Genomic DNA, 23539 nt, shown 5'->3' with positions numbered 1-23539 from the left:
TAGCAGTTCTAGCAAGGCCACCTAACAGGTGAGGCAATGATCATCTGCAATGTATTGAAATCTCTGCGTTAATCTGCGTCATCTGCGGTTGAAATGCTCTTTTTAGGATGACCGGGGTGGCCGGGCCCTAGGGTTTGCAGTGAGCGCGACGCCAAGGGGCTGCTTAATCCAGCGTCCACTCATGCACCGGCTTGCCGCTGGCCTGATGGATAAGGTAGGCCTCGGTGAGCGCGGCCATGTCTGGCCCATGCTTGGCGACCCAAGCGCGTTGCCAGGCGGCTCCAGTGCGGCGGGTTCGGGCACGGGCCTCGATGACGCCAAGCCAGTCATCAATCTCATCTCGATCGATGCCGAGCTCGCTGAGTCCGCGCCTTGCCATCGGCAGTATCTGTTGGACAATCAGTTGATGGATCGGCATCCGTGCTTCGCTGCCGCACCAGAGGATGCTGGCCTTGAGCCCATGGCGAGCGGCAAGATAGAAGTTGATTCGCGCCTGATTGAACGGCAGTCCCTGTTCTGGTGGTTTTGATTCCTGGGAGAGCGCTTGCACAGCACCGCAGTAGAAGGCGGCGTTGGCGATGTTGTCGATCGTTGAGGGGCCGGCGGCGATCACGCGATGCTCCATCCGTAGATGCGGGCGTGGCTGAGTGTTGGGTCTAGCCTCCCAACCGATCAGTGGCCGATTCCAGCGCCAGATGGTGCCATTATGCAGTCTCAGGTGTGCAAATTGCTCCACAGGCTCGTCCATCAGATGCGGCAGAATCACCGGGTAGCGGGTGATATTGGAGCGGAAGCATTCCATCACCGAGCGCTCCGCATAGCGGATGCCGAAGCCGACCCGCTCGCGCAAGGGGCTGTCGCCGACCGAGACCGCTTGCTCGAACAACGGGATGCGCGTTTCGCACCAGAGATCGCGGCCAAACAGATAGGGTGAGTTGGCGCCGATTGCGACCGTGATCGCGGCAAGTAGCTTGGATGCGTTGAACACCCGGGCCGACTCGGCAGCCCCGATCTTGAAATGGATCTGAAACGAGGTTGCTGCTGATTCGAGCATCACGTCTGGCTGCTCGATGAACAGAGGTCGCTCGCCTTCGATCGCGAGTCGGAACGGCTCGCCATCGCGCAGGCGCAGGATCTGCTCGTTGAGCGCGCGATAGCGCGGCCGCGGTGTCATCTGTGCTGGAACCAGATGATCAGGACGCACCGTTGGGAGGATGCCGATGGTGCCGACCTGGGCGTTGAGTGTTGCTGCGGCAGCTTGGCTATGGGCTAGGGTGCGCTCCAACTCTGCATGGAGCCGACGGAAGGCTTGGCCATTCAAGGGCACGGGTGTGCTATTGAGCTCTAGATTGAAGCGTGCCAGCTCGGGCAGGATCAGCGGGTCTTGTTGTTGCTCGAGGAGGGCGTCGATCACCGGCGCTGGCGCCTGATGGCGGCGGTCGATGAGCCAGGCCTCGAGTTCAAAGCCGGTCTCGCGCGGGCAGTCGGCAAAGGCGTCCTCGGCGAACCAACGCTCGAGCAGCGCAGTCTCGGCCTGGAGGCGGGCCTCGAACTCGCGAAAGTCGGCCTCAGTGAATGAGTGGTGCTGGATGTCTTGGCCCATCGAGATGCTTTGCCTCCAATTGGGCGCGAGGCGAGTGCTGCCTGGCTCAGACTGTCCTTAACATCCTGTCGAGTGCTTGTAAACGCTCTGGTGTGCCGATATCCAGCCATTGCCCGCGATGCCGGAGACCGCCGCAGCGCTCATTCGCAATGGCTGAGCGCAGCAATGGCGCGAGCGGGAAGGCGCCAGGCGGACAGGCCGCGAACAACTGTGGGCGATAGAGGCCGATGCCAGAGAAGGTGAGCACCGGATCTGCGGCTGGGCGAGCCTGTTCCTTAAACTGAACCCGATCTCCAAGCAGGGCAAAATCACCCTCTGGATGATGAGGTGGATTATCGACCAGGACGATCTGCGCTAAGTCCTGATCCGCAATGCGCAGCTGGCGGAGATCGAAGTCACACCAGATGTCACCGTTGGTGACCAGGAAGGGGCCATCACCGAGGAGTGGCAGCGCGCGATGGATGCCGCCGCCGGTCTCCAGCGCGCGTCCTTCGCCCTCCGGCGAATACATAATCTGGACGCCATAGCGGCTGCCATCGCCCAGAGCCTGCTCGATCTGTTCGCCAAGATGGGCATGATTGATCACGAGCTCGCTGAAGCCGGCCGCCCGCAGGCGCTGAATCTGATGGACGATCAGCGAGACGCCACCGGCCTGGAGTAAGGGCTTGGGGCTGTGATCGGTCAGCGGGCGCATACGGTTGCCACGCCCAGCGGCGAGGATCATGGCCTTCATGGTGCTTGGCTCGATGCTGGGGCTCGCGCCTCGAGCAGTGCCGACAGAAACAGGCTGGCGAGCACAAAGGCGAGGAAGAGGAAGAACCCAAGCTGTAGGCGAGTGCCGTTGGTACTGAGCAGGTCGACCTGACGGCCGAGGCCACTCAGCTCAGCGAACTGGCTGCTGATCAGGCCATCGAAGCCGAGATAGGCCATCAGGATGGCGACGACCAGCACATCGGCCATCGACCATTTGCCCGAGCGCAGGGTGAAGAAACGCACCAGCGCCTGTCCGCGCAAGCCTTTCAGATCGGTGTAATAGAGCAAGCTGGCCAGGATCTTGGCAGCCGGAAAGATCAGGCTGAAGAGCAGGACCAGCAGGGCGACTAGGATCATATCCGCGGCGCCGGTGGCAGCAAGCACCTGAACCAGATCGAGGATGCTCTTGCTCTGGAAGTAGAGGACTTGATCGGTGAAGATGAGCGGCTTGCCGAGAAGGCTCAGGCTGAGCTGATCGATGCGTGCCTCGACCTCGATCATCGGCGTCATGACACCAGCCGCGAGCAACAGCAGTGTGGCCGCGGAGAGCATCAGCATGGTCTCGGGGGCGAGTGAGTGGCGTCGCGGGTTGATCGCCGTCGCCGCTGCCGTGGCGCATCCGCTCCCGACCCTGTTGCGACTGCCCATTCCGCTGTCACAGCCGTGGCGCGGCCCAGCTTGATCAGCGCCCAAGCGCGAGCCCGGATCGAGCCAAGCAAGGATGAACAACAGGCTCACGCCGCCCAGCGCCCAGAGGGCGCCGCGTTGCGCCTGCGCTTGGTGGGCAGTCGCGGTCTGCTGGAGCGTCTCGATGCAGTCGGCCCTGGTCTCGCAGCCATGGGCTTCCTCGATCTGTCGCGGCAGCGAGCGGTCAACCTTGGTGAAGGTGGCACCCGCGGCCTGCTCGATGGCCTGCAGCAGCTGATGCTGGATCTCGCGACGGTTCTCGGGGCGGTTCAGTTCCTCCAGCACCGCATCGGCATAGAGCGGGACGCGGGCACGGAGCTGGTCAAAGTCGACGAGCCAGTCCTGAACGCCTTGGCGCAGACTGCCTTGCAAACGATCGACCCAGCTCTCGCCCTCGGCATTGCGACGGCGCAAGACCTGCTCAACCTCTGAGAGCATCCGGTCGAGCAGGATCTCAAGGTTGCGCTTGATCTGTGGCCGATTCTGCTCAGTGAGCTCAAAGGCCTGAAGACGCTCGGCCAGAATGGCGGAGACTTGACTGACCCAGACCTCGGCGTCGAACAGGCCGTATTTCACATCCTGGAGCTCGGCGCGCTGCCATTGGGTCTGCTGCAGCGCGCGCAGCTCCAAGATCAGCTGATAGGTCGCGATGGATACAGCGACCAAGAGGATCGCCGCGATCAGGCCGACGATGATCCGCTTTAGCTGTGCCAGCATAGGCGCCTAAGAGCCCCGCCTTAGCCCCGCATCGAGTCGAAGAACTCGTTGTTGGTCTTGGTGGTCTTGAGCTTATCGAGCAGAAACTCGACAGCGGCAAGTTCGTCCATCGGATGCAGGATCTTGCGCAGAATCCACATCTTCTGCAGCTCGGCGGCTGGCATCAGCAGCTCTTCGCGGCGGGTGCCGGAGCGGTTGATGTTGATGGCCGGGAAGATGCGCTTCTCGGCGATGCGTCGATCCAGATGCAGTTCCATGTTGCCAGTGCCCTTGAACTCCTCGTAGATCACATCGTCCATGCGTGAGCCCGTCTCGACCAGCGCGGTCGCGAGGATGGTCAGCGAGCCGCCTTCTTCGACGTTACGCGCGGCACCGAAGAAGCGCTTCGGCCGCTGCAGGGCGTTGGCGTCGACGCCACCGGTGAGCACCTTGCCCGAGGATGGCACCACGGTGTTGTAGGCGCGCGCCAGCCGGGTGATGCTGTCGAGCAGGATGACGACATCGCGCTTGTGCTCGACCAACCGCTTGGCCCGCTCGATCACCATCTCAGCAACCTGTACATGGCGGGTGGCTGGCTCATCGAAGGTCGAGGAGATCACTTCGCCGCGCACTGAGCGGGCCATTTCGGTGACCTCTTCCGGGCGCTCATCGATGAGCAGCACGATCAGGAAGACCTCGGGATGATTGTGCGCGATCGACTGGGCGATGTTCTGCAGGATCATCGTCTTACCGGCCTTCGGCGGTGACACGATCAGGCCGCGTTGGCCCTTGCCGATCGGTGCGACCAGGTCGACGGTGCGCGCGGTTAGATCCTCGGTGCTGCCGTTGCCGACCTCAAGCCCAAGACGCTGCTGGGCGAACAGCGGCGTGAAGTTCTCGAACAGGATCTTGGTCTTGGCATTCTCGGGCCGGTCAAAGTTGATATCGCCGACCTTGAGCAGCGCGAAGTAGCGCTCGCCATCCTTGGGCGGACGGATCTTGCCGGTGATGTTGTCGCCGGTGCGCAGCGAAAAGCGCCTAATCTGGCTGGGGGAGACGTAGATGTCGTCCGGTCCAGCGAGAAACGAGGCGGTCGCGGAGCGCAGAAAGCCGAAGCCGTCAGACAGGATCTCGAGCACGCCGTCGCCATAGATATCCTCGCCGCGTTTTGCCTTGGCCTTGAGGATGGCGAAGATGAGGTCCTGCTTGCGGGACCGCCCGACGCCTTCGAGCTCCATAGACTGCGCGAGATCTACTAGCGCAGGGACGGGCATCAATTTTAGCTCGGTAAGATTCATGGATGGTTGATTCGACGGGGCTCGGCTGCGCTCCCCGCGCGAGGATCGCGGAGGACTCGGCGGGGACGAGCAGAGCTCGTCAGTGGTGGGATCTTCGGAGTCGGCCTGGTTGCCTGGCTCCGTCTCGATGTTGCCGGATCGATTCCTGGGGTTATTCCCGGGCCGGCGCCGCGGGCGGGTGCGTGGCTGGTTCAAAGGTTGCTATCGATGAAGACGGTGAGTTGGGACTTCGAGACCGCGCCGACCTTGATCGCCTCGGCCTCACCGTTTTTGAACAGGATCAGCGTTGGAATACCGCGAACGTTGAAGCGCTCGGTGACCGCTCGGTTCTCGTCGATGTCGAGCTTAGCGACCTTAATGCGCCCTTCGTACTCCGCTGCGATCTCCTCGAGGACCGGGGCGATCATCTTGCAGGGGGCGCACCAGTTGGCCCAATAGTCAACGAGTACGGGCTGGTCGGACTGCAACACGTCTTGTTCAAAGGTATCGTCAGTCACATGGACGATTCGGTCGCTCACTTCGGTATCTCTCCAGGTTGGGGGGCAAATTCTGCGTCGGCACCGGCCCTTGGTTGTGCGCCAACAGGTTGTGCTCTTTGCGATCTTGTTATGACGATCTCGGTGATGGCGCCGTTGGCGAATCGGCTTGATGGGGCCGTGGTTGAGTACGACGACTGCAAGTCGAGTGATCGAACAGCCGAGGTTGGCTCGCAACAGGGGCACCGGCTAGCCGATCCTGTCAGGCTCGCAGGCTAAGGCTGTGCAGCCCGAGCGCTCGCCTGCTGGGCCAATGGTGTGTTGGCGGTGCAGCGAGACGGGATGGGGTGAGCTGGCGGCTGGCGTAAAGGCCGCCGCCAGCGTTAGGATGCTATTTGAGCTAAAGATATCAAGTTTTGCAAGCCCTGCGCATCTCGTCATTTAGGGCGCCGGCCTCGTTTTCACCTGTTCGCGCTGCTATGCCCCAGACTCACCTCACTGATACCCGTTTTGATCAATTCGATCTTCATCCAAGCATTCTTGCTGGCCTCGAAGCCGCTGGCTTCCACTATTGCACCCCGATTCAGGCCGAGACACTCCCGATCGCGCTCGCGGGCCAAGATGTCGCCGGACAGGCGCAGACCGGCACCGGCAAGACCGCGGCCTTTCTGGTGGTTGCGCTACAGCGGCTGCTCAGGCAAGACCTGGCTGCGGCGTCGGTCGCACCGGCTGTCGAGGCCGCCTCGGATGCCGATGCGGCGACCGAGCCCCATGCGCAGCCAGCGCCAAATAGGCCGCGGCAGCCCAGGGTGTTGATCTTGGCGCCGACTCGCGAGCTGGCGGTGCAGATCCACAAGGATGCGCAGTTGCTCGCCTCCCATACCGATTTTCGTCTTGGCTTGGTGTATGGGGGCACCGGCTACCAGGCGCAACGGGATGACATCGCGGCGGGTGTCGATATCCTGATCGGAACCCCGGGGCGCTTGATCGACTATCTGAAACAGCGAGTCTTCGATCTGCGTCAAGTCGAGGTCGTGGTGCTCGATGAGGCCGATCGGATGTTCGATCTCGGTTTCATCAAGGACATCCGATTTGTGCTCCGGCGCCTACCGCCGCTGAGCGAGCGGCTCGGCCTGCTGTTCTCGGCGACGCTTTCCTATCGCGTCATGGAGCTGGCCTATGAGCACATGAACGATCCTAAGATGGTCGAGATTACCCCAGAGCGGGTGACCGCCGATCGGGTCACTCAGCGTGGCTACATGGTCGCCAATGACGAGAAGGTGCCGCTGCTGATCGGCCTTCTGCGGCAGCTCGAGGATGCGCGCAGCATGGTCTTCGTCAACACCAAGCGCGAAGGCGAGCGCGTCTGGGGCTACCTGGAGGGCAACGGCATCAAGGCGGCCATGCTCTCCGGCGATGTGCCGCAGAAGAAGCGACTCAGTCTGCTAAGACAGTTCCAAGAGGGCGAGCTTGCGACCATGGTTGCAACTGATGTTGCTGCCCGTGGTCTGCATATTCCGGGCGTCACCCATGTGATCAACTATGATTTGCCGGATGATGCCGAGGACTATGTGCATCGGATCGGCCGCACCGCGCGCGCGGGCGCGGCCGGCGATGCGATCAGCTTTGTTTGCGAGAGCTATGCGATGGGCTGGCCGGATATCGAGGCTTTCATCGGTGCGCGGATTCCGATCAGCACCGTCGAGCCCGACTTGCTTGCTCAGATCGATCCGAGGAGTCGGGTTCGGGTCGAGCGGCGCGCGCGTGATGAAGGCCGCCCAGGTCGGCGTCATGCGCCACGCGAGCGATCAGGGCGCCCGGGAGGTCAGGGAGGCGCGCGTGGTCGCTCTGAACCTCGGCGTGAGTCGGCTGCAGCGGCTGCACAAACCGAACAGGCCCAGGCGGCCGAGCCGGTTTCGGCGTCAGCGGTGGCCGCGGGCTCTGGCGCCGTCGCGCCCGCTGCAACAGCCGCGGCCCACTCGGCAGCGCAGGCGCCCAAGAAGCGGCGTCGTCGTCCGCGGCGACGCTCGGCGGCCACCGCGCCAGAGCCTGATACTCAGCATTGAGCGGGCTCAGCCGATTTCTGTTAAACATACTGTTGGAGCTGGTAGCGTCGATGTCTCGTTCCTGCCTTTACTGCGGGTTGAACTGCCCGCCCCTGATTGCCCGTCTCCTCCTGGCAGCGCTGTTGCTGAGTATGGCGCTGGCTGTGAGCGCTGCGGGCGATGATGCAGATTCCCTGAACTTCAGCGATCTGCCGCGCGATGAGCTGCTGAGCTATCCGGCGTGGTTCAATGAGCCGTTTTTGGACTTGCGCGCCGATCTCGAGGAGGCGCGGGAGGCGGGCAAGGGGCTGATCCTGTACTTTGGCCAGAAGCGCTGCGCCTACTGTCATCAGCTCATGGATGTGAACTTTGGCTCTGAGACGGATATCGTTGAATATACCCGTCGTCACTTTGACATCACGCCGATCGACATCTGGGGGGTGGCTGAGGTGACGGATTTGCGCGGACGGACCATGACCGAGCGCGGTTTTGCGTTGCGAGAGCGGGCGGATTTCACGCCGACCCTGATCTTCTACGACGAGCGCGGCAACGAGGTCTTGCGCCTCCGTGGCTACTATCCGCCCTATCAGTTCCGTGCTGCGCTTGAGTATGTCGCCGATGAGCATTATCAGCGGGAGTCGTTCAGGGACTATCTGGCGCGGGGCGATAATCGGATGGTCTTCGATGCCGCGGACCTGAACGACCAGCCTTTTTTCCAGCCGCCCCCGTTTAACCTTGATCGCAGTCGGCTGCCAGCCGAGCGGCCCCTCGCGGTGTTCTTTGAGCAAGGCGACTGTCATCCTTGTGATGTGCTTCACGGGCAGGTGTTGCAAGAGCAGGCGATCGCCACGGATTTTGCCGGATTCGACAGTGTCCAGCTCGACATGTGGTCGCAGACACCGCTGGTGACACCCTCCGGTGAGCGGACGACGGCGCGAGACTGGGCAGCGGAACTGGGCCTGTTCTATGCGCCAGCCCTGCTCTTTTTTGATGAGCGGGGCCGTGAGATCATTCGCATCGACTCGGTGGTTGGTTTTTACCGATTACACAACGTGCTCAACTACATCAGTAGTCATGCCTATCGAGAGGAGCCGAGCTATCAGCGCTGGCGACTCAGCCGCGGCTTCTGAGGCGCCTTAGCAACTGGCGGATAAGACGCGTTTGCCGAGGCGCAGCCCGCACGAAAACAGAGCGGTCGGAAACGGCCCATGCCAGCTGTCGCCCCAGGCTTTGTATCGAGCATGCGCCTTTGCTTAGCGCTGGTATGCTTCTTGCTCAAGCTTTGCTGAGGCAGGAGGCAACAATCACCAGAGTCGCCGCAAGTTAGCCAGATCCTGCGCATTTGGCATCGCGCCCTGAGTGTCTGGGCGGGTTCCGGCCTGGCATCTCGCCGGGGATCTGCCTGGAGATTGGCTGCTTGTGTCTCAGTCGTGACTCGAGGATCTGATTCCGGCTGATCCTCAGGCTGTTGGCGCGCCAGTGTCCCTCAGTCTTGAGGCTGTCACCTCGCGCTTCAAAATTTGCGGCATGATGAGCCATATTTGACCCGGCTGAGCGCTGTTCGCACTTGGCCCTAAGAGATTGTTGTTTATGCAGAGTATCTATATCGCTGGCGCCGGTTCGGGCAGCGGCAAATCGGTCGTCGTGCTGGGCTTCATGGAGATGTTGTCGGCGGTCAATCGGCGTGTTGGATTTTTCCGGCCTGTGGTCAGCGGCTCGGTCGAGCAGGACAGCCTGACCAGCCTGATTCGCGATCGCTACGATCTGCCCTTTCCAGCCGAGATGCTCTACGGCTGCACGGCGCAGATGGCGAGCGAGCTGGCAGCGGGCGGTCATTACGACGAGCTGCTCAAGCTGATCCTGAATAAGTTTATGCTGCTCGACGAGCAATGTGATTTGGTGCTCTGTGCCGGCACCGATTACGACGGCCTGGTGCCCTCGCTGGAGTTCGACTTCAACGCTGATCTCGCGAACAATTTCGGCTGCAGCATCGTGGTGGTGGTCAAGGGCTTCCAGCGCAGCTCGGAGGAAGCTCTGCACGCGGTGCACATGGCGCACGAGTCGATGATCAACCGCGGTGGTGATTTGTTGGCGACCGTGGTCAATGGTGTCCATCCGGATCATGTCGAGGTGGTCAAGCGGCGAGCAAGGGCGGTGCTTCCGCAGACCGAGACCCTGCATGTACTGCCCGAGACCGAGGCGCTGAGCAAGCCCACCATCGGTGAGATCCACAAGATGCTGCAGACCGAACGGCTCTGCGGCGAGGCCGATGCGCTGAATCAGGTCGTCACTCACTATAAGGTGGCGGCGATGGAGGTACCGGACTTCCTCAACTATGTCGAGGACGGCTGCCTGATCATTACCGCCGGTGATCGCAGTGATATCATCCTCGCCAGCCTGGCCGCCGATGTCGCTGACTCCTTTCCGCGCGTGGCCGGGCTGTTGCTGACCGGCGGGCTGAAGCCGGCTGAGAACGTCCAGCGGCTGCTGTTCGGGCTGCGGCGCAGCAAGGTGGCCGTCCTCTGCACCCAGCGCGATACCTTCCGGACTGCGCTGGCGGTGAATAAAGTCGAATCGGTGATCCTGCCGGGAGATGAGCGCAAGATCGCCGCCGCGCTCGGCATGTTCGAGAGCGCGGTCGATATCAAAGCCCTGCAGGAAAGCATCGCCTTGCACCAGTCAGCGCGAATTACCCCGTTGATGTTCGAGTACGAGCTGATTCAGCGTGCCAAGTCGCAGCGCAAGCGCATCGTGCTGCCTGAGGGCCAAGACGAGCGTATCTTGCGCGCTGCCGAGATCCTGACCCTGCGTGGGGTCGCAGAGCTGGTGCTGTTGGGGAATCCGGACAAGATTCGGCGTCGCATCGGGGAGCTGGGCTTGCAGTTGGAAGGCATCGAGATCATCGATCCGATCCACTCGCCGAAGCGTGTCGAGTACGCGGCCGTCTACCATGGTCTGCGCGCGCACAAGGGGATCTCGGAGCAGATTGCGTTCGATGCGCTTGAAGACGTGAGCTATTTCGGCACCCTGATGGTCTACACCGGTGATGCCGATGGGATGGTCTCGGGGGCCCTGCATACGACACAGCACACCATTCGCCCCTCGTTCGAGACCATCCGCACCAAACCCGAGACCAAGCTGGTGTCGAGCGTCTTCTTTATGTGCATGCCGGATCGGGTGCTGGTGTATGGCGATTGTGCGGTGAATCCGAATCCAGATGCCGAGCAGCTGGCCGATATCGCAATTACCTCGGCCGGGACCGCGACGGCGTTTGGCGTCGAGCCGCGGATTGCGATGCTGTCGTATTCGACGGGCTCCTCTGGGAAGGGGGCTGATGTCGAGCGGGTCCGCGAGGCGGTCGCGATCGCGCGCGAGCGTCGGCCCGATCTCAAGCTGGAGGGTCCGATTCAGTACGACGCCGCGGTTGATGCCAGCGTTGCGCGCTCAAAGATGCCAGATAGTGAGGTGGCGGGGCAGGCAACGGTGTTCATCTTCCCTGACCTGAATACCGGCAACAACACCTACAAGGCCGTGCAGCGCAGCGCGGGCGCAGTGGCCATCGGCCCGGTGCTGCAGGGCCTGAATAAACCGGTCAATGATCTCAGCCGTGGCTGTACGGTCACTGATATCGTCAATACGGTCGCGATCACCGCGATCCAGGCGCAGACCCTTGAGGGGGCATCATGAAGGTTCTGGTGCTGAATTCCGGCAGCTCTTCGATCAAGTTTCAGTTGTTCCGCAGCGATGATTGGAGCGTGCTGGCGTCAGGCTCAGCGACGCGCCTTGGTGAGCCCGAAGCGCTGCTAAGCTGCCGTTGGACCGATGCCGAGGGCATGCAGCAGCGCCGGGAAGCGCAGGCCGCGATGCCCGATCATCAGCAAGGACTGCAGCGCATCGCTGAGGCCTTGGCGCAGACGGGCACGCTGGCTGATGCCTCGGAATTGCTGGCGGTCGGGCATCGAGTGGTGCATGGCGGCGAGGCCTTCCATACGCCGACGCGGGTTGATGACGATATCATCGAGGCGATTCGCCAGGTGATTCCGTTGGCGCCGCTGCATAATCCGGCCAACCTAGACGGCATTCTGGTTGCGCGCGAACTGTTTCCGTCGATTCCTCAGGTCGCGGTCTTCGATACGGCCTTCCACCAGACCATGCCGCGCAATGCCTACCGCTATGCGATTCCGGACTATCTGTACCGCGAGCATGGGGTTCGGCGGTACGGCTTCCATGGCACCTCACATCACTATGTTGGACGGCGCGCCGCGGCGCTGCTCGGCAAGCCATTTGAGCACTGCAACCTGATCACCTTGCACCTAGGTAATGGCGCCAGTGCGACCGCGATTCGTGAGGGCAGCAGTATTGACACCTCGATGGGCATGACCCCACTGGAGGGCTTGGTGATGGGCACTCGCAGTGGTGACATGGATCCGGCGGTGCCGTTCTACCTCAGCAAGCATCTGGGTCTCGACAATGACACACTGGAGGGGCTGCTGAACCGCCAAAGTGGCTTGCTGGGTCTCTGTGGTGACAATGATCTGCGTGAGATTCAGCGTCGGGCCGAGGCGGGCGATGAGGCCGCTGAGCTTGCCCTTGGCGTCACCGCGCATCGGCTGAAGAAGTACATCGGCGCTTATCTCGCCGAGCTGGGCCGCGCAGATGCGCTGGTCTTCACCGGCGGCATTGGCGAGAACTCGGCAGAACTGCGTGCGCGCGCTTGTGCTGGCCTCGAGAACCTCGGCATCCGCATCGACGCTGAGGCGAATGCGGCGACCTCAACAGAGGAGCGCGCCGTTTCGCGCGCGGACAGCCCAATCCAGATCCTGGTGATCCCCACGAATGAAGAACTGCAGATCGCGCGTGAGGCGGTCGAGGCGGTCAGCTGAGTGGTTGTTTTGGTTGGCCCGGATCAACACCGAAATCGATTCGGCCGTTATCATTCAATGTCTGCACCCCAATATCTATCCCCTGAAATCTGCTCTCCGACAGATCCTGTTCTGATGAATACTCCCGTCAGCCTGCATCCAACGGGTGCCGCCTTACTCTTTGACGTGCTGCAGGATCTCGGTGTCGAGGTCATCTTTGGCCATACTGGCGGTGCGGTGATCCCATTGCATGTGGAGTTGAACAAGCGCATGCGCCGGGGCGAGCCGGCGCCGCGCTTCCTGCTCTGTCGGCAAGAAGGTGGTGCTGGACATGCCGCTGAGGGCTACGCGCGCTCGAGCGGTCGCGTCGGGGTTGCACTGGCGACCTCGGGGCCAGGCGCGACCAACCTCGCAACGCCGATCGCCGATGCCTACAAGGACTCGGTGCCGACGGTCTTCATCACCGGCCAGGTGCCAAGCCATGCGATTGGCAGCGATGCCTTCCAAGAAGTCGATACCGTCGGCTTCACGCGACCGATCTCCAAACACAACTATCTGGTGCGCGACGTCAGCGACCTGGAATGGGTGCTCCGCGAGGCCTTTGCGCTCGCACAGCAGGGCCGTCCGGGGCCGGTGGTGGTCGATATCTGCAAGGATGTGCAATTGAGCGCTTGTGTCACACCACGCCCACCTCGGCGCCGGCATCGGCCCGAGATGCCATTCGAGGCTGCGCGCGCGGATGCCATCCTGGATGCCCTTTGCGCTGCCGAGCGCCCGGTGATCAAGGCCGGTGGCGGCATCATTCATGCCGGTGCTGCCGCTGCGCTATGCCGTTTTGCGGAACGCTTTGAGGCGCCAATCACCACCACCTTCAATGCCTTGGGGGCGGTCCCCTTTGACGCGCCTTATTATCTCGGTATGCCAGGCATGCATGGCAGCGTACCCGCCAACTATGCGCTGCGCGATGCTGATCTGATCCTCAGCCTGGGTGGGCGCTTTGATGATCGGGTTGCGGTCAAGGACTTCGCCCTCGGCAAGCGCATTGCGCATGTCGACATCGATCCTTCTGAGATCGACAAGACGGTCAAGACCGATTTGTATCTAGTCGCGTCCTTGACCCTGTTCCTTGATCACGCGCTGGCGAGCACCCGCCATGCCCGCCATCCGCATTGGCTGGCGCAGGTGGTGGCATGGCGACAGCAGTTGCCTCTTCCCTATGCCGAGGGTGAGTACATCAAGCCGCAGGCGGTGATCGAGACCTTATCCGAGCTGACCTCCGGTCAGGCCACCCTGGTGACCGGTGTTGGCCAGCATCAGATGTGGTCAGCTCAGTATTATCGCTTCCAGCGTCCGCGGCAGTGGATCAGTTCCGGTGGCCTTGGCACCATGGGGTTTGGGCTGCCAGCGGCGATCGGCGCCTGGTTCGCGACTCCCGAGCTGCCGGTGGTGCTGGTCGATGGTGACGGCAGTTTCCAGATGAATATTCAGGAGCTGGCGACCGTCGTGGCAAACGCCATCCCTCTGAAGATGTTCGTGCTCAACAACAGCTTCCTGGGCATGGTGAGGCAGTGGGAAGACATGATGGACGGTGGTCACCATTACGAGACCTGCCTAGCCCGGCGCGAAGATTGTGATCCGGACTGTACCCAGATCGATCAGACCTGTCGGCGCCAGTTTCCGAACCTGCTCGGACTCAAGTACGTCTATCCACGGCTCGAAACATTGCGCGCCAAAGACCCACAGGAACTGCGCGCTGTGCTGGAGCAGGCATTGGCGTTGCCAGGGCCGGTCCTGGTCGACGTCTGGATTGACAAGGCCGAGGATGTGTTGCCAATGGTGTTGCCTGGGGGGCGGCTCGAGACGATGATCGAATCTTAAAGCGGGCTGTGCATCCGCTTGACCCAGGCTGCCGCTGCTCAGCGGTGCTGACGGCAGACCAACATGAACGCTTAAATGACCGCCGCCTTCTTGTGTGTAGCAGGTTGCTGTGCTAGTTGTAGCGAGTAAAAAAAGATCGAGCTACTGAATGCCCCAAGCGGGGAACCTATTGTTTTTGGAGGATGACTGCCAAATGACTGCTTTTTCACAACTTCACGCGCAGAATCATAAGATCACCGAGCTCTCGAACGTCTTTCTCTACCTGATCCAGAGTCGGGAGATGTGCGATACCGAGACCGCCTGCGATGTCTTCTTCGAGTATACCGGCAAGGTGCGCGAACACATCGAGCTGGTGGATCGTGAGCTCTGTGGCCGTTTGATCTCCTATCCTGATCAATCGGTGAAGAACACTGCCAATCGTTTCCTCTCCGGCTCCACCGAGATCAAGCGCATCTTTAACAAGTACCTGAAGGACTGGTGCTCGGAGCCGCACCGCCGGCTGCAGATCCGTGATTACAACGAGTTCATGAAGGAGACCGAGCAGATGTTCGCCTTGGTGCTCGACCGCATCCAACGTGAGACCGAGCATCTGTATCCGTTGATTCGTAAGCTCGAGGAAAAAGACAAAGTTGCGGCCTGAGCGGGTCAGGGCAGGCATGCCATGCCGCCCTTGGTCGCTCCGGTACGCTAGGCTAATTGATTTGCTTGGAAGGCCCAATCATGCATCGCGTCAGGCTTGACGACACTGCCATCGCCGCCTCGCTGCAATCGCTGAATGCTGGCGCCAGATCACCTTGGGTGATCAAGGAGGCGAAGCTCCACAAGACCTTCTGGTTCCAAGATTTCAGCGAAGCCTTTGGCTTTATGACGAGGGCTGCGCTTGCTGCTGAAGCCATGGATCATCATCCTGACTGGTGTAATGTCTATAAGACCGTCCGTGTCGACCTCAGCACCCATGACGTCGGCGGTCTCAGCGAGTTGGACTTCCAACTCGCTGCGCGGATGGATGCACTAGCGGATTAAGTATTCAGCCTTCACCTTAGCTTAATTTGGCCTTAGCTGAGCCTTAGCACTCAGGGCGTTTGCGCCAGTCGGTGCTCGAAATGGCTCAGGAGCCGCGAGCGTAGGTTCTTTTCCTTGTGCTTTGCTGCTGCTGAGAGGCGTTTTTCGGCGACTCCCATCAAAGTGTCCTGAGCGCCTTTCGCATGTTCGTCCTCAGGTTGGCGCTGGACATAGCGGCCATCGGGCTGCATGTCCCAGGCCGAGCGCTGATCGGCAAACTGCACGTCGAGGATCAACCGCAGCTCTTGGCGTAGTTCGGGGTCTTCAACCGGCGCATGCACCTCGACGCGACTCTCGAGGTTGCGACGCATCATGTCGGCTGAGCCGATGTAGTACTCCTCGCTGCCGCCGTTGCGGAAGTAGAGGATGCGTCCGTGCTCGAGGAAGCGGCCAACGATGCTGACCACGCGCGCGTTCTCGCTGAGTCCTGGTATTCCCGGTCGGAAGCGGCAGGTGTCGCGAACGATCAGGTCGACCTTGACCCCGGCTCGGCTCGCCTTGTAGAGGGCGCGGGCGATGTCCGGGTCTTCGAGCGCGTTCATCTTCATCTGGATCAGACCGCCGCCGGGCTCGCGCTGGTGGACTGCGATCTCTCGCTCGATCTTCTCCAGGATGCCACGCTTCAGCGTATAGGGCGCGGCCAGGATCTTGCGGTAGCTCGGTGGTGGGGAGTAGCCGGTCAGATAGTTAAAAAGCTCGGTCAGATCTTGGCCGATGTCCTCGTCGCAGCCGAGCATGCCGAGATCGGTATAGAGCTTAGCGGTGCCGCCGTGATAGTTACCGGTGCCGATGTGGTAGTAGCGACGCAACTGCGAGTAATCGCGCCGCACCACGAAGATCAGCTTGCAGTGGGTCTTGAGGCCGAGCACGCCATAGGTGACATGGATGCCCTCGCCCTCCAGGCGACGCGCCCAGCCAATGTTGGCGGCCTCGTCGAAGCGCGCCTTCAGCTCCACCATCACCGCGACCTGCTTGCCATTACGGGCGGCCTTGATCAGCGCATCCAGGATGGCGCCGCCCGAGGTCCGGTACAGGGTCATCTTGATCGCCAACACCTTGGGATCTTTAGCGGCTGCGGTCAGGAACCGCTCGACCGTGGTCGAAAAGGATTCATAGGGATGCTGCAGCAGCAGTGGGCCGTTCTCGCGGATGATATGGAAGATGTTGCGCCGATCGTTGCCGAGCACCGGATGATCGCCGGAGCGATGCGGCTTGTCGTGGAGCTCCGGGATGTCCAGGCTGGCCAGCTCGAACAGGTCGCGACGGCCCATGAGCCCGCCGACCTCATAGACGTCATCAGCCTCGTTCAGGCCGAGCTCGGCGGCGAGCATGCCGCGATGGACAGGGTCCATACCCGCCTGGACCTCGAGTCGGACGATGGGTGCGAAGTGGCGCTCGCGCAGCTCGGTCTCGATCATCTCGAGCAGGTCTGAGGCGGCCTCTTCTTCAGGCTCGACGATGGCGTTGCGCGTGACCCGGAACAGCTCGCAGCTGACGATCTCCATGCCGGGGAAGAGCATATCCAGGTTGTGGACGATGAGGTCATCCAGGGTGACGAAGGTGTTGAGCCCGTCGACCTGGATCAGTCGCTTGGAGACGTCCTTGCTGACCGGAACCTTGATGCGCGCCATATAGGTATCACTGCCACCCGGAAAGCGCAGTCGTACCAACAGATTCAGCGCCAGGTTGGAGATGAACGGGAACGGATGTGCCGGGTCCATCGCCAGCGGCGTGATCATGGGGAAGATGTCAGTGCGGAAATGCTCACGGAGCCGTTTGCGAACATCGGGCGTGAGCGCATGCACCTCTACGAGTCGGATATCCTGAGCTTCGAGCGCCGTCATCACCTCGCCGTAGATGCGCTCCTGATCGCTTTGGATATCGGCGATCTCGGCACGGCACTCGTCGAGCTGCTGCATCGGTGTACGCCCGTCGACCGTTTGACTGTGCACGCCAGCGGCAATCTGCTGCTTCAGACCGCCGATGCGCTTCATGAAAAACTCGTCGAGATTGCTGCTGACGATGGCGAGGAACTTGACCCGTTCCAGCAGCGGCGTGCGTGGATCATCGGCCTCGTGCAGCACGCGCCGGTTGAACGCCAGCCAGGTCAGCTCGCGGTTCAGATACAACGAGGGATCATCGAGGTCAGGCTCCGGACTGATCACCGGCGCAGCGCTGGCGACCGAGACGATGTCGGCCTCGTCACCGTCGTCTTCCTCCGCGACCATGAGATCATCGGCGATGGGTTCAGCGCTGGTTTGGTTCATCAGGAAACATCCGGTTTGCAGGATTCAACAAGCGCGCCAGAATACCTGATTCCGGCACCGAGGCGCATGCCCGCGCCCGTTTCCCCGAGCGATGAGATGTTGAACGCCCCCAGCGATCAGTTGTATGCCGGCGCGCAAGCGCCACGCGGCGATTTCGTCTTCGATGAACGGGTCGCGCGGGTGTTTGCGGACATGATCGCGCGCTCAGTGCCCGGCTGGGCCGAACTGCTGCGACTGATTGGACTGATCGGCGCGCGCCTCGCCCAGCCTGGAAGCCGTATCTATGATCTCGGCTGCTCGCTCGGTGCGACCAGCGCCAGCCTGCTGGCGCGCTTGCCGGCGCCAGGGTTCGCCGCGGGGGCGAGCCGAGCGCCAGATGCGATTTCGCTCTACGCGATCGATCGGGCACCAGCGATGATTGCCGAGCTGCGCCAGCGCTTGGCGACTGAGATCGCCGCTGGTCGCCTACAGCCGATCTGCGCCGATCTGCTCGATGTGCGGATCGAGGATGCCAGCCTGGTGGTGATGAACCTGACCCTTCAGTTCGTCGATCCGCGTCACCGATGGGCGCTGCTGCGCCGCATCCGCGCCGGGCTGCGGCCGGGCGGCGCGCTGATCTTGGCTGAGAAGATCGCCATCTCGGATGACGACGGGCTGCTCGCGGATCTGCATGCCGACTTCAAGGCCGCGCAGGGTTACAGTCAGTTGGAGATCGCCCGCAAGCGCAGCGCGCTGGAGCAGGTGTTGATCCCCGACAGCCCCGCCGAACATCTGGCGCGCCTGAACGAGGCGGGCTTCAGCCGCGTCCAGCCGTTCTTTCAGTGCCTCAACTTCGTCGCCTGGATCGCCCGCTGATGGCCGCAGATACGGCGACGGCTGCGGCTGCCGCAGATGCCACACTGGCCGGCGCTCAGGTTGAGGCCAGCGGTCAGCGCCTGTATCGCGCAGCCATCCAGCGCTTTGAGCCCTGGTTGCAGCGGCTCGCAACCACGCCACTGGCACCCTGGGCACCGGCGCTCCGCCAGCTCAGCGCGGAGCGGTTGCAGCCGGCTCGGCACGGCGATCTGGCCGGCTGGTTTGCCGTCCTAGAGCAGCTTGAGGCCTTGAACCCACCCGCCGCTCGCCGCGTGCGACGGCATCTGGATCAACCCTGCGTCGGCGTGGCGGCCGAGCCGCCGCTGCCCTCGGCTCAGGGGACGGCACGGCGGCAGTTGCTGGAGCTGCTGGAGCGACTGCATCCCTGGCGTAAGGGGCCGTTCTGTCTGCACGGCATCCGCATCGATGCCGAGTGGCGCTCGGACTGGAAATGGGCGCGACTCGCCGAGGCCATCGCGCCGCTGCACGGCCGGCGGGTTCTGGATGTCGGCTGCGGCAATGGCTATTACGGCTTTCGCGCCCTCGGCGCTGGCGCTGATCTGGTGCTCGGCATCGACCCCACGCTGCGCTTCGTCGCCCAGTTCCTGGCCCTGAATCAGGTGATCGGCGCCGAGCGGCTGGCGGTGCTGCCGCTTGCTGACGATGATCTGCCCGACCTCTGCGCGGTCGCCGCTGGCGGCTTCGAGACGCTGTTCTCGATGGGCGTGCTCTATCACCGCCGCGATCCGCTCCAACATCTGCGGCGAGTGCGTGACTGTCTGCGCCCGGGAGGGCAGCTCGTCCTCGAGACCCTGGTGCTGGACCGCCCCGAGCAGCCCTTGTTGGACGGCCAGATCTTGCGCCCGGCGGCGCGCTATGCGCAGATGCGCAACGTGCATGCGATCCCCAGTGTCGCAACCCTGAAAAAATGGCTCGGGAGCGCGGGTTACCAAGCCATCGAGCTGGTCGATCTGGCGCGCACCAGCCGCGCGGAACAGCGCTCGACGGACTGGATGCGTTTCCAGTCGTTGGCGGATTTCCTCGCGCCGGATGACCCCGAACTGACCGTCGAGGGGCATCCCGCGCCGGTGCGGGCGATTTTGCTGGCGCAGCCTGACAGCGCGCGCTGAATCATCTCGCCGTCGATCAGCTCCACGCGCTCGTCGCTGGGCCGGATCATCAGATCGTCGATGGTGTGCGGGCGTTGTGCGGCCATCCGCTGTCGCTCGTCGGGGTTGGATTTAGCAGGCTGGCAGTTTCAGTAACCTGTAAATTCTCGCAATGGCACTTGGGGCAGGCGGAAAAATAATCGCGTGGATGCAGTGCGTCGCTGCGAGGATAGGTTGTTTTAGCCTAGCCACAATTCGGGCATAAAAATCGTATTGGACGGGGTCTGATTGGCATTGGCGCGGCTCACGACTCTTCATGGAACTTTAATTTTATGATGGCGTCATAACGTGGAGCGAAGTTTTTGTACTCATTTTGTATTAGATCCCAACCTTTAGTATTGAAGTCACAGCCACTCTTGATTCTATCGTTAATCGTTTTGTTACGATGACTACAAGAGTCTAGAAACTCTTCCAGTTGTTTAGCAACGCTGCCACTACGCTTTTGTTCCATACTTTTCGTCTCTTTAGATAATTCTTCAAGATATTTCTGCAGTTCTTTCAGTGCTGTATCGTAATTAGGTTTTTTTGGATCGAAATTTTGAACATTGCGAGAAATTTCAGGTACGGGATCTGGAACGGAATCTGAATTTTTTTTAACCTCCGTTACAGCGACACTAATTCTGCCCTTGTAATCCCTAATGCTTCTAAATTCTTCGGGTGTGATATAAACAGCCCCCTTGCTTTCATCAATACCCATTTCTTTTTTCATATTTTCTCCTAACTTTAAAGTCGCAAGAAGAAATCTTTCACTACGCCCATCTTTTTTAAACGATCCAAAAATATCATCAAGATTTTCAGTGTCTTTAGGTTCAAGTTTACCCAGCCTTTCACTGCAATCATTTAAGTTAAACGAATATAAAGCGCACAAGTTTTCATATTCCTCTTTAGATAACTGACAGCTATCATTAGCTTTAAGTTCTAAACAGATAGCCTTCGGACCATCTACGACCATTTTAGTCTCCAGGCTACTAAAGCACCCGAGCTGGAAGCAGGCCAGACCAGATATAATAACAACGACGACGAGCGAAGAAGCGATTCCCGTTGGTTCCATAAAGAATTTTTTGAGTTTTTTAGTCTTCGCATTTTTCTTTTCTTTAGCAGCTTGTTCCGCGCGCATATTTCTAGCAAGTACAGGGTTCCAGTGTTCGTCCTGAGATTCTTGAATGCCCATCGACTCCAATTGGTTGATCCATTGGCCAAGTTCTGCGCGCATCACAGGATCGCTTTTGCCTTCACGTTCCCAATCGATTTTTGTCGTGATCAGCCGATCAAGATCATCTTCCAGAAAGTTGCGAAGTTGAGCAAGTAATTGATGTTTTTGCTCAGAGGTGAGTGACGCTGTGTCGATATCTCCCAGGATCAGTATTTCATCTCCTGTGCGTGCGCTGTTCATTTGCTGAACGGGTCGCGTCACAGAAAGCCATGCACGGCCTTCCGATTGTTTGCGAGCTGCGGAAACCAACCAATGCCGATCCATGCCCTCGCACGGATCAGTTTTAGCGACCAGCAGGCGATGATTCCAGCGACCGGCGCGGGGTGTTGAAACAATGATATAAGGCATGATGTTTACTCCTCTCTCCACAGTGGCAGTGCGGGTGCTTGCGGCAGGCCGCTGAGACCAAAAAAGACAATATTGTTCAATTTCTCGCCGGTAGCGGCAATTCTCAGACCGTTGACACCTTTAACTTGCGTTCTTCGGGAACCCGACCCCAAATGCCCAGAGCCAAACCAATTGTCCGTGTCTTGCAGTTCAATCTTGATGTCGATCTCTTGATCGAGGCGGTTAGTGAATGCGTATGATGCGGATGATGCAGATTGAATATTGTCTTTTTTACCTGACCGGCTTTTCAGATTTGGTATTTGAATAGCTTTTTTGCCATCGACCCATACGGTCAGCTGGAGACCGCTGTTCGTTCCACTCTTGTCATCCCACTGGATGCTATTGACGCTTAAAGTGAGTGGCATTGGCTGAGTTTGTGCGTTAAGCCATTCAAAGTAAGCTTGGACTTCCTTATACATTCGGCCTCGTGGCACGAGATTGAGATATTGACTTAAATCATCAAGGTTTTGGTATTCTCGAACCTCGCTGTACAAATCACGATCCTGCGCAAGATCGACTTGCCGTTTCAATCTGCGTTCTTGTTCAATGCCCTGAGTGGTTCGCAGCTTAGCTGGCCATTGCTTCGCTTGCGCCAAAATATCGTTTGCAAGATCAATGTCATCCCTTTGAAGCGCTTTTTGAATGTTTCGTTCAAGTGCTTCGAGCGCGGTCGACTCAAATGTCCCAATTAATTCCGTCAGTCTTGGGTCGTCCGAGCGTTGCACAAGCATCGCACCGGCTTCAACCGTTTTCCCCTCCTGCAAAGCAGATTGATACCTTAGAACAAAGCTTTCCCAATCCAGTCGGTCGGCTAATTTTGCTATTAAAGCAATGGCTTCGGTGCGATGACGACCATTGGGAAATGCCGAGAGGTAATTTTCAGCTTCTTTGATTTGCTGCTCGGGCGCGGCATTGGTCACATGAAACCAATAAATGTCATCACGACCGGATCGCAGTTCGCTCAGTTGCCTTTCTGCCTGGTCGCGGCTCAGTATAAGCCATTGAGAGAGAGGATGAGAAAGCAATACTGATTCAGTATAAGCTTTCAACCAATGCTCAGCTTCTTGAACCTGTTGGGCGGTAGCTTGTGGATCCTGAATAAAATTTTTAATACTCTGGTAGCGCCATGATGTCAATCCAAGATTGACAGCAACAAGAGTGCCAGCCAAAGCAACTGTTGAAACAGTCAATGCTTGATGATTAGCTTTTTTTACACGTTTTTGCAGTTTCGTAAATTCAGCCTTCAATGGATCGCTCGGCGGCAAGGCGCGAGCCATCTGCTCACCGCGTCGGCTGAGTTGTCCAAGTTTGATCAGCTTTGGCCATTGTATCCAGGCTTTCCAGTCTTCGCGTAAATGCAATTGGTCGATCTGAGCTGTGTAATGATCCAATTCAAGTTCATCATGACGGCGTGCTAACCAGACGAAAGGCTCCGCGAGGCCGAAGCTATGAAGCGGTGCAAAGCGTTGGGGGCGTCCGTCAGAGTCACAGATACCCAGCGCGCTCACCGGAAAGATCGAAAAATTTCGATGCGGATCGACCGATCCTCCGCGTAACGCAGACAATAAACCGCTATGCGGTGGTGGCGGTTGTCGATCCAAAAATTCTCTGAATGCAGCACGCGCTTTTTCTTGATCGGGCTCATCTAATTTGGAGAAACGGTCCCACTTGCTTGCCAGCATGGCGATGGGCATCGGGATCGGATTTTTCTTTTTACCTTCCTGTAAAAGACTAAAGCTCTCTTGCAGACCACGCAGGTACTCTTCATCCGTATCTTTAATATCCGTGCGGTTGCTGGGCATCGGTGCCAGAACTAACAAAGCGTCTTTGTCTTTAATCTGTTGCAACAGTCGATTTGTGCGTTCATCGACCGACAGATTAGGATCAAGTGATTCTCCAGAATAATCAATTAACTCAATGCGATAGGTTCGCTCCCCATCATGAAAATCAAACTCAAACGACATATCAACATGATCAGTCGGCGTTGGAGCAGGCAAAGAGCCTTGCTGTAGGGCATCCAAAGCTTTATCCAGGTGCTCTTTCCCGGCTTTAAGAGCTTGATAACGCGCGGCTTGCTCTTTGCTTGGTTGTTTGGGCGGCGGGCCAAGTGGGACAGTGTTGCAATAGCAATTGGAAGCGAATAATGGCTGGTGTTTTGCGAGCGCTGCAAGCAATACTGTCTTGCCGGATGCCGTAGCGCCGTAGAAGGCGAAACGGTAGAGTTTGCTGCCTTTGGTGTCGTCAGTAGTCATCGTCAAATCCTCATGAATAGCTTGCGCTTGATGATC

General features: G+C 59.6%; 17 protein-coding genes. 9 read left to right on the top strand and 8 right to left on the bottom strand.

Going from position 1 to position 23539, the window contains the following annotated elements:
- Positions 1-163: 163 nt before the first annotated feature.
- The 5 genes from VBE63_RS01760 to trxA form a co-directional block, all read right to left on the bottom strand.
- Complete coding sequence (locus VBE63_RS01760; RefSeq protein ID WP_323681272.1) at positions 164-1603, bottom strand: glutamate--cysteine ligase; 1440 nt, start codon at positions 1601-1603, stop codon at positions 164-166.
- A gap of 46 nt (positions 1604-1649) precedes the next feature.
- Positions 1650-2336, bottom strand: coding sequence for an N-acetylmuramate alpha-1-phosphate uridylyltransferase MurU (gene murU / locus VBE63_RS01755; RefSeq protein WP_323681271.1), 687 nt, complete (start codon positions 2334-2336; stop codon positions 1650-1652).
- The gene (locus VBE63_RS01750; protein ID WP_323681270.1) at positions 2333-3760 is read right to left on the bottom strand and encodes a paraquat-inducible protein A; all 1428 of its coding nucleotides are present in this window, start codon (positions 3758-3760) and stop codon (positions 2333-2335) included. Before VBE63_RS01750 ends, murU begins: the two co-directional genes overlap by 4 nt.
- A 20-nt stretch (positions 3761-3780) precedes the next feature.
- Positions 3781-5037, bottom strand: coding sequence for a transcription termination factor Rho (gene rho, locus VBE63_RS01745; RefSeq protein ID WP_323681269.1), 1257 nt, complete (start codon positions 5035-5037; stop codon positions 3781-3783).
- A gap of 191 nt (positions 5038-5228) precedes the next feature.
- A complete protein-coding gene (trxA, locus tag VBE63_RS01740; RefSeq protein ID WP_200236272.1) occupies positions 5229-5555 on the bottom strand; it encodes a thioredoxin TrxA in 327 nt (108 codons plus the stop codon).
- 437 nt (positions 5556-5992) lie between these two features.
- Here trxA and VBE63_RS01735 point away from each other — a divergent pair, with 437 nt between their 5' ends.
- The 7 genes from VBE63_RS01735 to VBE63_RS01705 all read left to right on the top strand — a co-directional run bounded on the left by VBE63_RS01735 (position 5993) and on the right by VBE63_RS01705 (position 15321).
- A complete protein-coding gene (locus VBE63_RS01735) occupies positions 5993-7579 on the top strand; it encodes a DEAD/DEAH box helicase (protein WP_323681268.1) in 1587 nt (528 codons plus the stop codon).
- A gap of 50 nt (positions 7580-7629) precedes the next feature.
- Positions 7630-8688, top strand: coding sequence for a thioredoxin family protein (locus VBE63_RS01730; protein WP_323681267.1), 1059 nt, complete (start codon positions 7630-7632; stop codon positions 8686-8688).
- Between the two features lie 460 nt (positions 8689-9148).
- Positions 9149-11245 (top strand): phosphate acetyltransferase, encoded by a 2097-nt coding sequence (gene pta / locus VBE63_RS01725; protein WP_323681266.1) that lies wholly within the window; start codon positions 9149-9151, stop codon positions 11243-11245.
- On the top strand, positions 11242-12441 hold the full coding sequence (locus tag VBE63_RS01720; protein WP_323681265.1) for an acetate kinase: 1200 nt from the start codon (positions 11242-11244) through the stop codon (positions 12439-12441). Before pta ends, VBE63_RS01720 begins: the two co-directional genes overlap by 4 nt.
- 114 nt (positions 12442-12555) lie before the next feature.
- The gene (gene ilvB, locus VBE63_RS01715; RefSeq protein WP_323681264.1) at positions 12556-14298 is read left to right on the top strand and encodes a biosynthetic-type acetolactate synthase large subunit; all 1743 of its coding nucleotides are present in this window, start codon (positions 12556-12558) and stop codon (positions 14296-14298) included.
- Between the two features lie 193 nt (positions 14299-14491).
- Positions 14492-14938, top strand: coding sequence for a hypothetical protein (locus VBE63_RS01710; protein ID WP_323681263.1), 447 nt, complete (start codon positions 14492-14494; stop codon positions 14936-14938).
- Between the two features lie 80 nt (positions 14939-15018).
- Complete coding sequence (locus VBE63_RS01705) at positions 15019-15321, top strand: 4a-hydroxytetrahydrobiopterin dehydratase (RefSeq protein WP_323681262.1); 303 nt, start codon at positions 15019-15021, stop codon at positions 15319-15321.
- 50 nt (positions 15322-15371) lie between these two features.
- On the opposite strand, the gene ppk1 is transcribed toward VBE63_RS01705, so the two are convergent.
- Positions 15372-17627, bottom strand: a complete 2256-nt coding sequence (gene ppk1, locus VBE63_RS01700) for a polyphosphate kinase 1 (protein WP_323681261.1) — start codon at positions 17625-17627, stop codon at positions 15372-15374.
- A gap of 96 nt (positions 17628-17723) precedes the next feature.
- Here ppk1 and cmoA point away from each other — a divergent pair, with 96 nt between their 5' ends.
- Positions 17724-18482: a carboxy-S-adenosyl-L-methionine synthase CmoA gene (gene cmoA, locus VBE63_RS01695; RefSeq protein WP_323681260.1), complete on the top strand. Its 759-nt coding sequence runs from the start codon at positions 17724-17726 to the stop codon at positions 18480-18482.
- Complete coding sequence (cmoB, locus tag VBE63_RS01690) at positions 18482-19612, top strand: tRNA 5-methoxyuridine(34)/uridine 5-oxyacetic acid(34) synthase CmoB (protein WP_323681259.1); 1131 nt, start codon at positions 18482-18484, stop codon at positions 19610-19612. The genes cmoA and cmoB overlap by 1 nt, the downstream gene beginning before the upstream one ends.
- A gap of 283 nt (positions 19613-19895) precedes the next feature.
- Here the strand turns inward: cmoB and VBE63_RS01685 are convergent, their stop codons facing one another.
- Complete coding sequence (locus VBE63_RS01685; RefSeq protein ID WP_323681258.1) at positions 19896-21212, bottom strand: hypothetical protein; 1317 nt, start codon at positions 21210-21212, stop codon at positions 19896-19898.
- Positions 21213-21217: 5 nt separating this feature from the next.
- A partial coding sequence (locus tag VBE63_RS01680; protein ID WP_323681257.1) for a hypothetical protein occupies positions 21218-23539 on the bottom strand: 2322 nt, incomplete at its 5' end.

It is taken from the genome of Lamprobacter sp. (assembly GCF_034860625.1).
GTDB lineage: Bacteria > Pseudomonadota > Gammaproteobacteria > Chromatiales > Chromatiaceae > Lamprobacter.
This window is presented reverse-complemented; position numbering and strand designations above follow the sequence as displayed.

Bases quoted from the DNA above. Each gene is read 5' to 3' on its own strand.
- VBE63_RS01760 (WP_323681272.1), bottom strand. From the start codon at position 1,603: ATGGGCCAAGACATCCAGCACCACTCATTCACTGAGGCCGACTTTCGC.
- murU (WP_323681271.1), bottom strand. From the start codon at position 2,336: ATGAAGGCCATGATCCTCGCCGCTGGGCGTGGCAACCGTATGCGCCCG.
- VBE63_RS01750 (WP_323681270.1), bottom strand. From the start codon at position 3,760: ATGCTGGCACAGCTAAAGCGGATCATCGTCGGCCTGATCGCGGCGATC.
- rho (WP_323681269.1), bottom strand. From the start codon at position 5,037: ATGAATCTTACCGAGCTAAAATTGATGCCCGTCCCTGCGCTAGTAGAT.
- VBE63_RS01735 (WP_323681268.1), top strand. From the start codon at position 5,993: ATGCCCCAGACTCACCTCACTGATACCCGTTTTGATCAATTCGATCTT.
- VBE63_RS01730 (WP_323681267.1), top strand. From the start codon at position 7,630: ATGTCTCGTTCCTGCCTTTACTGCGGGTTGAACTGCCCGCCCCTGATT.
- pta (WP_323681266.1), top strand. From the start codon at position 9,149: ATGCAGAGTATCTATATCGCTGGCGCCGGTTCGGGCAGCGGCAAATCG.
- VBE63_RS01720 (WP_323681265.1), top strand. From the start codon at position 11,242: ATGAAGGTTCTGGTGCTGAATTCCGGCAGCTCTTCGATCAAGTTTCAG.
- ilvB (WP_323681264.1), top strand. From the start codon at position 12,556: ATGAATACTCCCGTCAGCCTGCATCCAACGGGTGCCGCCTTACTCTTT.
- VBE63_RS01710 (WP_323681263.1), top strand. From the start codon at position 14,492: ATGACTGCTTTTTCACAACTTCACGCGCAGAATCATAAGATCACCGAG.
- VBE63_RS01705 (WP_323681262.1), top strand. From the start codon at position 15,019: ATGCATCGCGTCAGGCTTGACGACACTGCCATCGCCGCCTCGCTGCAA.
- ppk1 (WP_323681261.1), bottom strand. From the start codon at position 17,627: ATGAACCAAACCAGCGCTGAACCCATCGCCGATGATCTCATGGTCGCG.
- cmoA (WP_323681260.1), top strand. From the start codon at position 17,724: ATGTTGAACGCCCCCAGCGATCAGTTGTATGCCGGCGCGCAAGCGCCA.
- cmoB (WP_323681259.1), top strand. From the start codon at position 18,482: ATGGCCGCAGATACGGCGACGGCTGCGGCTGCCGCAGATGCCACACTG.
- VBE63_RS01685 (WP_323681258.1), bottom strand. From the start codon at position 21,212: ATGCCTTATATCATTGTTTCAACACCCCGCGCCGGTCGCTGGAATCAT.